This window comes from Fructilactobacillus sp. X8R2C1 (genome assembly GCF_059900955.1).
Genome location: NZ_JBWXVI010000002.1, coordinates 173141 through 188182, shown reverse-complemented (window position 1 = coordinate 188182; position 15042 = coordinate 173141). Strand labels below are relative to the sequence as shown.

Annotated in this window: 14 protein-coding genes; 1 reads left to right on the top strand and 13 read right to left on the bottom strand. The window is 36.8% G+C overall.

The features are described from left to right. Positions 1 to 11 precede the first annotated feature (11 nt). The 9 genes from topA to AC6UD6_RS03040 form a co-directional block, all read right to left on the bottom strand. Positions 12 to 2141, bottom strand: coding sequence for a type I DNA topoisomerase (gene topA, locus AC6UD6_RS03080; RefSeq protein WP_500695636.1), 2130 nt, complete (start codon positions 2139 to 2141; stop codon positions 12 to 14). Between the two features lie 90 nt (positions 2142 to 2231). Then, positions 2232 to 3104, bottom strand: a complete 873-nt coding sequence (gene dprA / locus AC6UD6_RS03075; protein WP_500695635.1) for a DNA-processing protein DprA — start codon at positions 3102 to 3104, stop codon at positions 2232 to 2234. A 38-nt stretch (positions 3105 to 3142) separates the two neighbouring features. Beyond that, a complete protein-coding gene (gene rnhB, locus AC6UD6_RS03070) occupies positions 3143 to 3907 on the bottom strand; it encodes a ribonuclease HII (protein ID WP_500695634.1) in 765 nt (254 codons plus the stop codon). Next, complete coding sequence (gene ylqF / locus AC6UD6_RS03065) at positions 3897 to 4772, bottom strand: ribosome biogenesis GTPase YlqF (RefSeq protein ID WP_500695633.1); 876 nt, start codon at positions 4770 to 4772, stop codon at positions 3897 to 3899. Before ylqF ends, rnhB begins: the two co-directional genes overlap by 11 nt. A 17-nt stretch (positions 4773 to 4789) precedes the next feature. Continuing rightward, a complete protein-coding gene (locus AC6UD6_RS03060; RefSeq protein WP_500693772.1) occupies positions 4790 to 5011 on the bottom strand; it encodes a YozE family protein in 222 nt (73 codons plus the stop codon). 11 nt (positions 5012 to 5022) lie between these two features. Next, complete coding sequence (locus AC6UD6_RS03055) at positions 5023 to 5517, bottom strand: dihydrofolate reductase (protein ID WP_500695632.1); 495 nt, start codon at positions 5515 to 5517, stop codon at positions 5023 to 5025. A gap of 9 nt (positions 5518 to 5526) precedes the next feature. Next, complete coding sequence (locus AC6UD6_RS03050; protein ID WP_500695631.1) at positions 5527 to 6477, bottom strand: thymidylate synthase; 951 nt, start codon at positions 6475 to 6477, stop codon at positions 5527 to 5529. 30 nt (positions 6478 to 6507) lie between these two features. Next, a complete protein-coding gene (locus AC6UD6_RS03045) occupies positions 6508 to 8427 on the bottom strand; it encodes an ABC-F family ATP-binding cassette domain-containing protein (RefSeq protein ID WP_500695630.1) in 1920 nt (639 codons plus the stop codon). A gap of 20 nt (positions 8428 to 8447) precedes the next feature. Beyond that, the gene (locus AC6UD6_RS03040; RefSeq protein ID WP_500695629.1) at positions 8448 to 9656 is read right to left on the bottom strand and encodes a CCA tRNA nucleotidyltransferase; all 1209 of its coding nucleotides are present in this window, start codon (positions 9654 to 9656) and stop codon (positions 8448 to 8450) included. Positions 9657 to 9770: 114 nt separating this feature from the next. Here AC6UD6_RS03040 and AC6UD6_RS03035 point away from each other — a divergent pair, with 114 nt between their 5' ends. Continuing rightward, positions 9771 to 10589: a site-specific integrase gene (locus tag AC6UD6_RS03035; RefSeq protein WP_500695628.1), complete on the top strand. Its 819-nt coding sequence runs from the start codon at positions 9771 to 9773 to the stop codon at positions 10587 to 10589. A 39-nt stretch (positions 10590 to 10628) separates the two neighbouring features. Here the strand turns inward: AC6UD6_RS03035 and AC6UD6_RS03030 are convergent, their stop codons facing one another. From AC6UD6_RS03030 to rpsA, 4 genes are all read right to left on the bottom strand, one after another. Continuing rightward, on the bottom strand, positions 10629 to 11894 hold the full coding sequence (locus AC6UD6_RS03030) for a tetratricopeptide repeat protein (protein ID WP_500695627.1): 1266 nt from the start codon (positions 11892 to 11894) through the stop codon (positions 10629 to 10631). 68 nt (positions 11895 to 11962) lie between these two features. Continuing rightward, positions 11963 to 12238: a non-specific DNA-binding protein Hbs gene (gene hbs, locus AC6UD6_RS03025; RefSeq protein ID WP_010021419.1), complete on the bottom strand. Its 276-nt coding sequence runs from the start codon at positions 12236 to 12238 to the stop codon at positions 11963 to 11965. Between the two features lie 209 nt (positions 12239 to 12447). After that, positions 12448 to 13755 (bottom strand): ribosome biogenesis GTPase Der, encoded by a 1308-nt coding sequence (der, locus tag AC6UD6_RS03020; RefSeq protein ID WP_500695626.1) that lies wholly within the window; start codon positions 13753 to 13755, stop codon positions 12448 to 12450. Between the two features lie 66 nt (positions 13756 to 13821). Continuing rightward, the gene (gene rpsA / locus AC6UD6_RS03015; RefSeq protein ID WP_500695625.1) at positions 13822 to 15042 is read right to left on the bottom strand and encodes a 30S ribosomal protein S1; all 1221 of its coding nucleotides are present in this window, start codon (positions 15040 to 15042) and stop codon (positions 13822 to 13824) included.

Sequence of the window (15042 nt, the reverse complement as noted above, 5' to 3'; positions counted from 1 at the left end):
AGCTATTTTAATTATTTCTGAATGTCTTCTTTATAATCGCCGTTTGGACAAATAACTTGCATGCCACCACGAACCTTTTTTTCAACCAAGAAATGACCACACTTTGGACAATCTCTTCCAATTGGCTTGTCCCAGGAAACAAAGTCACATTCAGGATAACGTGAACACCCATAAAACAACCGATTCTTTTTTGTTTTACGTTCAATAACTTGGCCCTTCTTACACTTCGGACAAGTTACCCCAATTTCTTTGACAATTGCTTGAGTATTGCGACAATCTGGAAAGCGTGAACAAGCGTAAAATTTACCATACTTCCCCATCTTTACGACCATCGGTGCACCACATATCTCACAGTTAAACCCGGCTAATTCATCCTTAATTTGAACATCTTCCATAAGTTGTTCCGCATGGTCCACTTCTTTTGAAAATGGTTGATAGAAGTGATCTACAACTTCAACCCATTTTTCTTTAGCTTCTTCGATCTCATCCAATTTTCCTTCGACATCAGCCGTAAAATCAACGTTGACAATGTCAGGAAAGTACTCTTCAATAATTTTATTCACAATCTCGCCGAGTTCGGTTGGTTCAAACCGTTTTCCAACTAGTTTAACGTAATAACGTTTTTGAATTGTACCTAATGTTGGCGAATAGGTAGATGGACGTCCCACTCCATTCTCTTCTAAAGTTTTAATCAGATTGGCTTCAGTGTATCGAGCTGGTGGTTGAGTAAAGTGTTGGTCTGGATTATTTTTAGATAATTTAACGGTGTCACCACTATTTAAATCAGGCAAGATATTATCTTTCTCTTTACCATTTGAATAGACTTTCAAAAAACCTTCAAATTTCATCTTTGAGCCGTTAGCACGATACGTTACACCATTTTGTTCAATGGTTACTGTTTCAGTATCCATAATTGCTGGAGTCATTTGACTAGCTACAAATCGTGACCAAATTAAATTGTAAAGTTTATATTGATCCTTAGTAAGATATTGTTTAATGTTTGCAGGAGTCCGATAAACAGATGTAGGTCGGACTGCTTCGTGCGCATCCTGAGCGCCTTCTGGCATTTTCCCCTTAATTGGTTTATTAGCAGAGTATTCTGCCCCATACTTTTCATGAAGAAAGGTAGCTGCCTCATGCTTAGCAATTGATGAGATTCTTGTTGAATCAGTTCTCATATAAGTAATGAGACCCTGGCTTCCTTCTTTGCCAATATTAATTCCCTCATAAAGTTGCTGGGCAGCCATCATTGTTCGTCCAGTCTTAAAATTTAATTTCCGGTTGGCGTCTTGTTGAAGAGTACTGGTTGTGAATGGTGCGTTTGGTTGTCTCCGTCGTTCTTTTTTAGTAACTTTTGTAATATCAAAATCAGCTTTTGGATCAATTTGTTTTAAAACTTTTTGCACATCATCATTATTCGCAAGTTTCGCTTTCTTGCCATTAAGACCGTAGAAACTGGCTTTAAACTTTGAACGCCCAGACTTAAATTCAGAATCAATTGTCCAGTATTCTTCTGGCTCAAATTTTCTAATCTGACGTTCCCGATCAATCACTAACCACAATGCCACTGACTGCACCCGTCCGGCACTTAATCCCTTTTTTACTTTTTTCCAAAGCAGTGGAGAAATTGAATATCCCACTAATCGATCCAAAACCCGACGTGCTTGTTGGGCATCCACGAGATTCATATCAATCGTTCTTGGATGTTTGAAAGCATCCTTAACGGTATCTTTGGTAATTTCGTTAAAGACCACCCGATTTTGATCATTAACGTCAAGATTCAATACGTGAGAAACATGCCAGGCAATTGCCTCACCCTCACGGTCAGGGTCAGATGCTAAATAAATCATCTTCGACTTCTTAGCCTCAGACTTTAGCATTTTAATTACGTCACCCTTCCCCCTAATTGAAATGTAATCAGGTTTAAAATCGTCTTCAATGTCCACGCCCATCCTACTCTTAGGGAGATCACGAACGTGTCCTTTACTTGCTACGACCTTATAGGTACTTCCTAGATACTTTTGAATTGTCTTTGCTTTAGCTGGCGATTCGACAATCACTAACTTTTTCTTTCTTGAACTTGCTTTACGTTTTTTTGTTTTAGTTGTTTTCTTTGTCTTTGCTACAGAAGTTGTGGCCATTAAAATTATCCTCGTTATTTTTTTCTTCATTAATACATGATAATTTCCGTTTAAATTTCTTCCATATCATATTGCAGTTTTAAAGACCTGTCAAACTAAAGAATCTTCCAAAACATCATTATCACTCAAACAAGGACGTGCTCCAGAAGCAATTAGTTGATTACAACCCTTAGAAAGTGGAGAAGTAATATTACCTGGTATGGCAAGGACATCCCGATTTTCGGTCAAAGCCAAACTAGCAGTAATTAAACTTCCTGACCTTTGCTTTGCCTCAACAACAATTAATTTTTCGCAAAGACCAGCAATGATGCGATTTCGTTCCACAAAATGGTATTTTAAGGGTTTACTTCCTAATGGATACTCACTGATAACCAGGTTGGTCCTCATCAAATTATCCTGAAGCTGCGTACATTCAGCGGGATAAAAACGGTCGAGGCCTGTTCCAATCACCGCAATTGTACGGCCATCATGTGCTAAAGCACACTGATGACTTAAACAATCAACTCCCTTAGCCAGACCAGACACAATCGTAAACTTTTTAAGTACCTGACGTGTAATAATTTCCTTAATTGCTGCAATTGAATAACTTGTACACTGTCGTGCTCCTACCACAGAAATCGAACGTGTTGTAAGTAACGACACGTCACCCACATAAAAGAGCACAATTGGCGCGCAATAAATATCAGCAAGTTGTTCAGGATAACCATCATCAAGAATGGTTATCCAATGACACTTTTGGTTCAAACGAAAAGATCGCTCTAACTCACTACTTAAAAATGAATTCTTAAACTTCGTTGTCTGCAAATGATGACGTTTTAATAGATTGATTAATTCATCTTCAACCTCAGATAAAGACATGTTTTCAACTGAAGTCCCCTTAACCCACCGTGCAAGAATTGCTTCGCCTTTAATCCCAATCCCACGACATAACTTGATTCTAAGCAATAATTTCCGTTTATCCATTTTCTACCTCCTGGTTTGTCTATGGATAAATACGTAAATTAATGATTGATTGTTTTTAATACTGGTGAAAAAGTCTTGCGATGAATTGGGGTCGGACCAAGTTTATCTAAAGCCCGTAAATGTTCTTTGGTTCCATAACCCGCATTTCGTTCGAATCCATATCCAGGATACTTACGAGCGTATTCATTCATTAAATCGTCTCGAAAAACCTTAGCAAGGATACTAGCAGCAGAAACACTAACTGATTTTGAGTCTCCCTTAATCAACCTAGTCTGCGGAATACTGTCATCAATTGTCATGGCGTCCACAATAATATGACCTGGCTGTGGATCTAACATACTAATTACGTTTTTCATGGCAATTCTGGTTGCTTCATAAATATTGACTTGATCAATCATCTGACTTGAAACCGCAAAACAGTTGTAAGCAATCGCTTCCTTTTTGATTTTTGGAACTAGTTCTCGTCTTTTTTCATCACTTAATTTTTTGGAATCATTGACGGCAATAAGATCAAAGTCAACTGGTAAAATTGCCGCACCAGCGACTACTGGACCAGCAAGCGGCCCTCTGCCCACTTCATCAACGCCAGCAATATACTTCACCCCGCGTTGCCATATTTCTTTTTCATATTTAAATCTGGTTAAAAAATCACGTTTTTTCTCGGTCTGGGTATTAATTCGCTTCAACGTTCTCTTAATAATTCTTTGAACTCCAATTCGTGGATCATCCCCAAAGCGGACAAAAAGCGGATCACTAACATTATCAACGTTAGCAAACCGCTCAGAAATTTCTCTAATCGTCATTACCATGCTCATTTCTTTCCACCAGTTCAAGGGAATCTAACGTAAAACGTCCTAATTTTCCCCTTTGAACATCATTAATAATCCTGACGCTGGCTCGGTCGTAATCGTCTTTCATTCCAATCTTTTCAGTAATTTTAAATAATAACTCAACATCACTTAGATTTAAATCGGACGGACCCAAATGATAACGTTTCAAGATCTCGTCGCTATGGTGACTACGAAAAAAATGAAGCGCAAATAAAGCAATATCATCAGGATGATAAATACTCTTCTTAATTGCTCCCGTTAACGCTAATTTATCAGCAATCTCTTGATTTTGAAACTTTGGCCACAATATTCCGGGAGTATCCAATAATTCCATCGTTTTACTGGAGGTTAACCATTGTTGACCCTTAGTTACTCCCGGACGATTGCCAACCGCTGCTGATCTCTTACTAACTAACTGGTTCAACAAAGTTGACTTGCCAACGTTCGGAACCCCAACACAGACAGCCTTAATGATGTCTTTTTTTAATCCCTTTGCTTGCGATTGCTCTAACTTATCCTTCAGAACTTTCCGAGCAGCAGTCTCAATCTTATTTCTGACCCCACGTGATTTTGAATCGATTGAGATGGCCGATAATCCCGTACTATTAAAGTAATCTAACCATTCTTTAGTCATCTTTGGATCAGCTAAATCAGATTTAGTTAAAATAAACAAGCGTGGTTTACTACCTGATACTCGCTTAATCTCTGGATTAATCGATGAATACGGAATCCTTGCATCAACCAATTCAAAAATAATATCAACAACGTGGACATTTTCCTCAAACTGACGAATAGCTTTCGCCATGTGTCCAGGAAACCATTGTATATTACTTCCCATTTACTGCTCCTTTATCGTTAATCGAGGTAGGCAAGATACTCTTTCCATGCATCATCAAAAATTGTCATGGATGGTAAATAACCAGCATTTTCCTCCAAGTACTTAGAAAGCCTTTCAAAATTATCCTCTTGCTTTGGAAATAATTGATCAAAGAACGCATTATTAGCAAACTCCGCAATCGGATCGGAACTCCCTGGATGTCTTCTAGTCATTAAAAATTCATAAAAACTTTTTCTCAATTTCTTACCTCTTATTTCTTACGCTTAAATATCTCAAAAGTATGCGAATAAACATTATGTTCATCAACTTTTCCAGAAATCTTCTTTTCTAATTCAAATTGAGAATAATCAATATCAATCATTTTAACATCCCCATCAAAATCATGATTGATACTAGTGCGATACAGATAATCAACAAACGGCAACAAATCTTCAAATACAGACGTTCCACCAACCACAAAAATCATTTCATTAGGGTATCTTTTTGCATACTTCAAAAATTCATCAACCGTTTTAAAGGTCACAACCCCACTCGGAAAATCACTCTGCGGGCGGTGAGTCAAAACCAAATTTTTGCGTCTTGGTAATGGTCTTTTAAAACTATCATACGTGGTTCTACCAGCTAGAATTTGATGATCGATCGTATTACGTTTAAAAAATTGCATGTCATCCGGCAAGTGCCAGGGTAATTTACCATCTTTTCCAATGACATGTCCGTTTGACTCTGCCCAAATATAAGCTAACATAATAATCTCCTATACTGCCACTGACGCTTTAATTGGCTTGTCGTGGTGATAATCAACCACCTTAATATCATCCATATCATAATCAAAAATACTTTCCTTATCGGGATTTAGCCATAGATGTGGAGCTGGGTGTGGCTTTCTCGTTAACTGCTCTTTGACTTGATCAATGTGATTACTGTAAATATGAGCATCACCCAACGTATGGACAAAGTCTCCAGGAATTAATCCGACCTCTTTGGCAATTAAACTAGTAAGTAAAGCATAACTTGCGATATTAAATGGAACTCCCAAAAAAATATCACCACTACGCTGATACAATTGGCAACTTAACTTGCCATCGTTTACGTAAAACTGAAACATTACATGACAAGGGGGAAGAGCCATACTAGGAATATCTTCTGGATTCCAAGCACTCACAATCATTCTTCTGGAATCAGGATTAGTTTTAATGGTATTAATAACATTTTTAATCTGGTCAATGGCCTTACCATTGCTCGTTTTCCAGTTGCGCCATTGACTCCCATAAACCAAGCCTAGATCGCCATATTTTTTGGCAAAATCATCGTCATTTAAAACTCGTTCACAAAATATTTTCTTCTGCTTTTGGTATTCTTCATTAAATTCGGGATCACTTTGTGAACGCAAACCAAAATTAGTCATATCTGGTCCATGATATTCATCAGAATTAATCCATTTTTCAAACGCCCATTCATCCCAAATATGATTATTATGTTTAAGTAAATAACGAATGTTAGTATCACCCCGCAAAAACCAGAGTAATTCTGATTTAATCAACCGAAAGGGAACCGCCTTAGTGGTTAAAAGTGGAAAGCCGTCCTGTAAGTTAAAACGCATTTGATAACCAAAGGTACTAATGGTTCCGGTACCAGTTCGATCTGATTTTTTGTGACCATTATCTAAAACGTAACGTTCTAGATTTAAATATGCATCCTCTAACATTTTAATCTCTTCCTTTTTTAATAAAAACAACTACTCATCAACGTACTGGCTCAAATATTCCCATCGGTTCATTAATTGATCCAATTTCTGATTTAATTCATCAAGATTTCGTTGTAACTCTGCTAACTTATCGTAATCCGAACTATTTTCTTGCATCTGTTTTTTTACATCTTTAGTCTGACGATCTAAAGAATTAATCTTGCCATCGATCTTATCCCACTCAATTCTTTCAGCATACGTTAACTTGGTTTTCGATTTAGTGCTTTTTTTCTCGGAAGTGCTATCTTTAGCTTCATCTAATCGGCTATTGGTTTGGTTCTTACTATCATGATGAACCTGTTTCCTTTGCATTTTCATTTTTTGTAGATAATCAGTAAATTGACCAGTATAACGCTCAATTTTAGCATTCCCATCAAAAATCAATAATCGATCAGCTACTTTATCAAGAAAGTAACGATCATGAGATACTGTAATCGTTGTCCCATTAAAGTGCTTGATGTAATCCTCTAGAACCGTTAAGGTCCCAATATCGAGATTATTAGTTGGCTCATCAAGAAGAAGCACATTTGGTTGCTCCATCAATAATTTCAGTAAATAAAGGCGCCTTTTTTCTCCACCTGAAAGCTTGCGGATCAAAGTTCCATGCATAAATTTAGGAAAAAGGAACTGTTCTAATAAATTAGTAACGCTGACCTTATTTCCATCCTTATCAACCACATTTTCACCGATATCAGTTAAATAACTAATAACACGTTTGTCTTCCGGGATTTTCTCCATTTTTTGTGTATAATACGCCATTTTAACGGTTTCACCAATATCAATGGTACCGGACTGAAGTGGAAGCTTTCCAGCAATTACATTTAAAAAGCTTGATTTTCCAGCACCATTTTCACCACTAATTCCGATTCGTTCACCATTTTGAATTAACATGTTGAAATCTCTTAGAATTGGCTTATGAGCAATTGTTAAGTTAGCGTGTTTAATGTCAATCACTTTTTTACCAAGCCGTTTTTGACCCATCGTGATATCGACATCTTCATCGATTGGATTGTCCTGATCAACATCAGCTTTTAAATCGTTAAATCGATTAATTCGTGCTTGTTGCTTAGTGGAACGAGCTTTAGCGCCTTTTTTCATCCACTTTAACTCTTGTTTGTAAAGCCGTTGCTGCTTATGAGAGGCAGCCTCTTGCTCTTCATCAAGTTCAGCTTTCCTCTGGACATAATCTTGATAATTACCGGGATACTTATAAAGTTTACCAAATGATAATTCCCATATTTGATTAGCAATTTGATCCAAAAAATAACGATCATGGGTAACAAATACTAAAGCTCCCTTGTATTTACTCAAAAATCGTTCCAACCAGTCAATCGAGTCAAAATCCAAGTGATTGGTAGGTTCATCTAATAAAAGTAAATCAGGTGACTGAATTAAAACCTGAGCTAATCCAACTCGTTTCTGCTGGCCACCCGACATGCTTCCCACCTTTTGATCTAAATCGGTAATTTTCAGTTGATTAAGGATGTTTTTAACGTCCACTTCCGCCGTCCAGGCATCCTCTTCATTCATTTTTGCTTCTGCATTCTCAAACTTTTTTTCAAAATCTGAATTTTCCGGATGCTTAGAGTAATTTTTAAGTGCATGTTCATAGGATCTGATGATTTTAAAAATCTTTTGATCACCAGCAAAAACAGCGTCAATAACGGTTAGGTTTTCATCTAAATCTGGAACCTGCTTTAGGTATCCAATTGTGTACGACTTAGAAGTGGTAATTATCCCATTAACATCATGATCAATTCCAGAAATAGTATTTAAAAGGGACGATTTACCACTTCCATTCGTTCCAATTAATCCAATTCGGTCATGTTCATTGATAATAAAGTCAAGATTTTTAAATAAAGTCTTTTCACCATACGTCTTCGTCAAGTTTTCTGCTTTTAATGTTTGCACAATATCTGCTCCAATTATTTTTAATCATTATTTATTTGCTTCGATGCAGAAAGTAGTGAATCTGAATCATTTTTAATTTGGCCACTTATAACGGAACGTTCCAGTTGATTAAGAACATTTCCTAATAATGGACCTGGTTTAAAACCTCTATCAATCAACATTTTACCGTTAATTTTTAGTTCACTTTTACTTTTAATCGGAAGGCGATCATATTCATTTTCTATTTGGTCAATATTGACTACCTTACCTAAGGTCATGGCTACTTGACATGCGTTATCAAGATTGATGCGACCAACTTTATACGACGTTACTGGATCTAAAACATCACTTACAATCTTGTAAGTTGCTTTAACCGTTAGTTTAACGTTCTCGGTTAACCTATTTGATCCCTTCCAACTCTTCATCAGATGTCCAATCTGTTCACTATTTAATTCGCACTGACATGCAATTAAGGACCAAACCTGAACTTCATTATTAATGTATTCTGAAATGGGACGTGACCCTAACCTAGCTATTTCAGAAACATAATCACCCAAGACGGGAACATACTTAATTAAATTCGTTTGGATCATCTGTTTAAGCCCCCTGCCAGGAGCCATCCCTAGCATCATCTTTACAAATTCCACGTTAATTCGTTCCACAGCAATCTTTTTTAATAGATAACTATGTTTACTAATCGCATTAAAAGTGTTCTTTTCAATTGCAAAATTCAGTTTACTAGCAAAGCGAACAGCACGCATCATTCGTAAAGCATCCTCATTAAAACGTTGTTCTGGATCTCCAACAGCCTTAATTAGATGATTTCTTAAATCATTTAAGCCACCAAACAAGTCAATGATTTCACCATTTTCTTTCATGGCAAGCGCATTGATAGTAAAATCACGACGCTTTAAATCATCTTCAAGTGATCGAACAAAGGTAACTTGATCGGGACGCCGATAATCTTGGTATCCTGATTCAGTCCGAAACGTCGTGATTTCATAAGATCGACCATCGTGCACCACCGTGACGGTTCCGTGTTCAATCCCAGTATCAATTGTCTTTTTGAAAATGGTTTTAATTTCTTCAGGATACGCACTACTTGCAATATCAACGTCATGAATTGGTGAATGCAAAATAGTGTCACGGACTGATCCGCCAACAAAATAAGCTTGAAATCCCGCTTCTTCAATTGTCTGAAGAACCCTTCTAGCATCATCAAATTCACTTGGTAAGTTGTCTATTTTCATGATCCACACACCTTCACTGATTTCATTCTACCAAAATTATCATATAAAAGTTAGGCTTGGGTCTGTTTCTTGTGTTATGATTAGGTTAAAGTAACTTATTACAGGAGACAAATCATGAGTAACAATTATCCATATCAAGATCATTTTGAACGTTATCTAAGAAAAAAAGAACTCTCAAATGTAACCATTCGCGAGTATTCCAAAACCTTATCGGATCTTTTTAATTATTTATCTAATTTTAACGTGGGATACCAAGCGGATCACCGAGTTAGTCAAATCTTTGATCGAGACATCGAGCAATATCTAGATATGATCATTTCTAAGCGTAATAACGGAAACAATACCTATAACAAGGTTTTATCTCAGATCAACGTCTACTTTAAATTCTTATTTAACAATCATCTTAATACCCATCTTCCTACAATTAACATTAAAAGTAAGGAAAAAAACGAACATAATTCATACATTACCAAGTGGATCTATTCTTTACCAACTATCCTCGAAGATCCTGAGGTTCACTACTACACTAGAATGACACTGTTACTTATCAGTAAGGGATACCAATCTTCAGAGTTTCTCTTACCTGGCTTTTATCATGAATTAAACCACGTTGACTTTTCATCTGAAGAAAAATCCTTTTTATCTAATTTTCAAAAATTTGTTACCCCGCTTCAAATTCGTCATCATTCAAAGGACCTCTTTTTAAAGCAAAGAATCGCTTCCAACTGCCATATTACATCTGCAGGTCTTCACAAATACTTAAAGCCAGATAGTGAATACCTAGCAATGAATCTTAATCCCAAATCACTATACCAAGCATTCGTCGTTAACTACCTCAATCAACATCCAAATGATAGTGACAAAACTCTTGCACAGGATTTAAGAATGGATCCAGCGTCACTAATCTATTATCAAAAATTAGCACAAAAATAAGGATCAGAGTATCAAATCCAACTCTGATCCTTATTTTTGTTACTCGTAATCTTCTAAATCTTCAAGCATGTATGCCATTTCATCATCAGTCGGGACAAGTTTCACATAATGTTTTAACAATTTAATGGTTTCCTTAATTTGACCATTCTCTCTGAACAATAAAATCGCCTCACGTAAGAAATCAGGATTATCATCAAAGTACGGAAGAGCTCGCTCATAGTACTTTTGAGCATCATCATACTTTTCAAGATGAGCATAAGACACCGCCAAATTCCAGTAAATTTGTGGATCGGTTTCTTCTTCTTTTACGTATGGGCTCAAAAAATCAACATTTTTTTGATATTCACCCTGCTTAACGTACAAATTAGATAACTTAATAACTAATTCCATGTTATCCGGATCAACCTGATGTCCCTTATTAAGATACTTCAGGGCTAGATCTTCTTTTGAAAGTTTAGCAGCAACGTCTGCGGCTTTAATGTCCATATTGACATTATACTGATCAACGCTCATACCCTCCTGATAAACCTTTAAAGCATTTTCAGGTTCATTCATTTGAATGTATGCTTCCCCTAAGTAAGGATATAGTGAGGCATACTGAGGATCCTCTTCTCGCAACTGCTTGAACATCTCAATCGCTTTAGCATAGTTCTTCAACTGTAAGTAAGTAAAACCCGTTTCAAATTTGACGTCTGGCGTCATATCAGTGGGCTTAATCTGTTCAAGGTATCCAATAGCCTGTTCAAAATGACCTGCATTAGCATATGCCACCCCTAACCTTTCAACCAAATTAACTGAAGAAATGTTCAAAACACCTTGTTTAATTATTCCCAAGTATATAGGAATGGCTTTATCAAATTGTCCGGTAGAAAAATACAATTCAGCCAGGGCAAATTTAATTACGTTTTCGTCTGGATCAATTTTTTCAGCTTCAAGTAATTTTTGTTCACTAACGTTATACATTTCCTGAGTTTGATAAAGATCAGCTTCAACCATCAAAGCATTAACATAATTTGGGGAATCAGGTTTAATCTCACTTAAATAATTAAGCGCTTTATCAATCTTGCCTTCAGAAATCAAAATATCTGCAATACTTGTTCTTAACTCGTCTTCCTCAGGATATTTTTTTAAAAGATCTTTATATATATCAATCGATTCGTTTAAAAAACCTAATGAATAAAGTTCTTCTGCTAACGAATAAATCATATCATCACTATCATTTACCTTGGCTTTTTTGATGTCATCATTAAATTGACTCATATCACCCTTTTTTAGGGCGTCTAAGGCTTGCTCTGAATAAGTCATTACACATGTCCTCCTACTAATAAAAAAACCAGTACGCATAAGCGCACTGGTTAAACCATTAAATAAAACTATTTAACAGCTTCCTTTAAAGCCTTACCGGGTTTAAAGGCAGGTACTTTACTTGCAGGGATTTGAATTTCTGCACCAGTTTGGGGGTTACGTCCCTTACGAGCGGCACGATTACGTACTTCGAAATTACCAAAACCGATCAATTGTACCTTTTCACCGTGAGTCAACTTGTCTTGGATTGAGTCAAAAACTGCATCCAAAGCTGCGGTGGCATCTTTCTTAGTTAAACCAGTTGCCTTTGCGACATCATTAACTAATTCTGCTTTGTTGGCCATGTGTATTCACCTCCTGAATAGATGTTTTTTATGTAAAAAACACCCAATAAGTTAAAGATTAAGCCAGGGGAAATGATGTACTACTACATCATTTCTAGTCTTAATTTAGCATAAGAATGGTGTCATTGCAACAAATAATGGAAGTATAATTAACATTTACTAAAAAAATTTTAATATAATTATGATTAGAAGGTTGTTACCATTACTCATTACTTTCGACGCCTTGCTATCAAGTGAATTGGTGTCCCAGCAAAGTCAAAATTTTTTCTAATTTGATTTTCCAAATAACGTTTGTACGAAAAATGAAGTAGTTCTGGATCATTTACAAACAAGACAATCGTTGGCGGTCCAACAGCAACCTGGGTAGCATAGTAAATCCGAAGTCGCTTCCCATTTCTGGTTGGTGTTGGAGTAATTGCGATTGAATCCATGATAACATCATTTAAGGTTGACGACTGGATTCGACGTTGATGGTTTTCGTTAACTCGTTTAATCAAAGATGGTAACTCACTAACATGTTGTTTGGTCGTTGCGGATACAAAAATAATGGGTGCGTAAGCCAAATACTGAAATTGCTCACGAATATCAGCTTCAAATTGTTGTTGCGAGTGATTATCCTTTTTTAAAGCGTCCCATTTATTAACGACAATGATGACACCCTTTCCAGCCTCGTGCGCATATCCAGCAACCCGCTTGTCTTGCTCTCTAATGCCTTCTTCTGCATTAAGAACCATCAATGTCACATCACTTCCATCAATTGCTCTCATAGCTCGCATTACGCTGTATTTCTCGGTCTTTTCATAAACCTTACCACGTTTCCGAATTCCTGCGGTATCAACAATGGTGTACTCTTGACCATCATTTTCAAACTTAGTGTCAATCGCATCGCGAGTAGTGCCAGCTACATTTGATACGATCACCCGATTCTCTCCTAAAATAGAATTGACAAGTGATGACTTGCCAACATTTGGTCGGCCAATCACACTAAATTTAATACTATCATCGTCAGCTTCGTTAACATTTTCTGGGAAATTCTTAACAACAGCATCTAACAAATCCCCTAAACCAAGTCCGTGAGATCCCGAAATGGGGTATGGGTCACCAAACCCCAAAGCATAGAAATCATAAATGTCGGCCCGACTTTCGGGATTGTCAATTTTATTAACCGCCAATACAACTGGTGTATCAGATCGATACAATAATTGGGCCACTCGTTCATCAGCGTCAGTCATTCCCTGCTTACCATTTACCATAAATATAATTACATCAGCTTCATCAATCGCAATTTCTGCTTGATCAGTAATTTGCTTAATAAATGGTTCATCAGCAACTTCAATTCCACCAGTGTCGATCAAATTAAAATTGTGACCAAGCCAACTCCCATGAGCATAAATACGATCACGGGTCACTCCAGGAGTATCTTCAACAATTGAAATTCGTTCACCAGCAATTCGATTAAAAATTGTTGATTTACCAACGTTTGGTCTTCCAACAATTGCTACAGTAGGTTTTGCCATTTTATATCACCTCTTATTTTTGAGAATAAAAAAAATCCTTCATAAATATGAAGGATAATTTTCTAATTACTCATTGTCATCATCATTTAATTCATTTCCAACAATGTCACCTAACGTAAAACCATTCTCTTCTTCAGGAGCATTATTAGTTGAATTATCACTCACATTTTTCTTTGGAGTTTTTTGATCATCTCTGGGGTCTTTTTCGAGAGCTTTCATTGACAATGCTAATCGATGTTCTTCAGGTTGAACGTCAAGGACTTTAACTTTAACGTCTTCGCCAGACTTCAAAACATCACTTGGCTTGTCAATATGCTTATGTGAAATTTGTGAAATGTGAACTAATCCTTCAACACCAGGGAAAACTTCAACAAAAGCACCAAAATCAACTAAGCGCTTAACTTTTCCGTCAAGGACACTTCCCTTAGGAGCTTTTTCTTCAATGTCACTCCAAGGACCTGGTTGAGTTTGTTTAATTGATAATGAAATACGATTACGATCAGGATCAACTGAAAGAACTTTAACCTTAACCTCTTCGCCAACCTTCAAAACATCACTTGGTTTGTTAACATGCTCATAAGAAATTTCTGAAACGTGAACAAGTCCATCAATCCCACCAAGATCGACAAAGGCACCAAAATTAGTCAAACGAGCAACTTTCCCTTCAACAACATCTCCGGGTTTTAGTGTGCTCATAATTCTATCACGAGCTTCTTTACGTTCTGCTTCAGCAATCGCTCTATGTGATAAAATCAAACGATTCTCTTCAGGAACAACTTCAATAATCTTAACTTCGAGTTCTTGACCTTTAAATTGATTTAAATCATCAACAAAGTGATCAGTAATCATGGAAGCTGGAATAAATCCACGAACTCCGTCAGCATTTACCACTAAACCACCTTTTACCGCACGAGTAACAGTAACTTTGATGGTGTCACCCTTATCAGCTTTTTCCTTGATGTCATCCCAAACCTTGAGAGCCTCAAGTCTTCTGATTGAAAGAAGGTAACTTCCACCTTCCTTATCATCACCAATTCGAGATACAACAACAACCTTAACTTTGTCTCCAACTTTGTAGTTTGAAGTTGGGTTATCTTCCCTTTGTGCGGAAATTTCTTTCCTTGGAATAACTCCTTCAACACCAGCGCCTTCGATTCCCACGACTAATTGCTGGTCATCATCAATGGCCAAAACTTCACCATTAACAACATCACCAACGTTTACCTGCTTAATATTATCGAGAGCGGCTAATAAATCTTTGTTTGCATTAGTATCGTTTTCACTCAT

What these genes read in the sequence shown, in the direction of transcription:
- rpsA (WP_500695625.1), bottom strand. Translation starts at nt 15,042, where the DNA reads ATGAGTGAAAACGATACTAATGCAAACAAAGATTTATTAGCCGCTCTC.
- AC6UD6_RS03050 (WP_500695631.1), bottom strand. Translation starts at nt 6,477, where the DNA reads ATGTTAGAGGATGCATATTTAAATCTAGAACGTTACGTTTTAGATAAT.
- dprA (WP_500695635.1), bottom strand. Translation starts at nt 3,104, where the DNA reads ATGGATAAACGGAAATTATTGCTTAGAATCAAGTTATGTCGTGGGATT.
- hbs (WP_010021419.1), bottom strand. Translation starts at nt 12,238, where the DNA reads ATGGCCAACAAAGCAGAATTAGTTAATGATGTCGCAAAGGCAACTGGT.
- AC6UD6_RS03055 (WP_500695632.1), bottom strand. Translation starts at nt 5,517, where the DNA reads ATGTTAGCTTATATTTGGGCAGAGTCAAACGGACATGTCATTGGAAAA.
- rnhB (WP_500695634.1), bottom strand. Translation starts at nt 3,907, where the DNA reads ATGACGATTAGAGAAATTTCTGAGCGGTTTGCTAACGTTGATAATGTT.
- AC6UD6_RS03035 (WP_500695628.1), top strand. Translation starts at nt 9,771, where the DNA reads ATGAGTAACAATTATCCATATCAAGATCATTTTGAACGTTATCTAAGA.
- topA (WP_500695636.1), bottom strand. Translation starts at nt 2,141, where the DNA reads ATGGCCACAACTTCTGTAGCAAAGACAAAGAAAACAACTAAAACAAAA.
- AC6UD6_RS03040 (WP_500695629.1), bottom strand. Translation starts at nt 9,656, where the DNA reads ATGAAAATAGACAACTTACCAAGTGAATTTGATGATGCTAGAAGGGTT.
- der (WP_500695626.1), bottom strand. Translation starts at nt 13,755, where the DNA reads ATGGCAAAACCTACTGTAGCAATTGTTGGAAGACCAAACGTTGGTAAA.
- ylqF (WP_500695633.1), bottom strand. Translation starts at nt 4,772, where the DNA reads ATGGGAAGTAATATACAATGGTTTCCTGGACACATGGCGAAAGCTATT.
- AC6UD6_RS03030 (WP_500695627.1), bottom strand. Translation starts at nt 11,894, where the DNA reads ATGACTTATTCAGAGCAAGCCTTAGACGCCCTAAAAAAGGGTGATATG.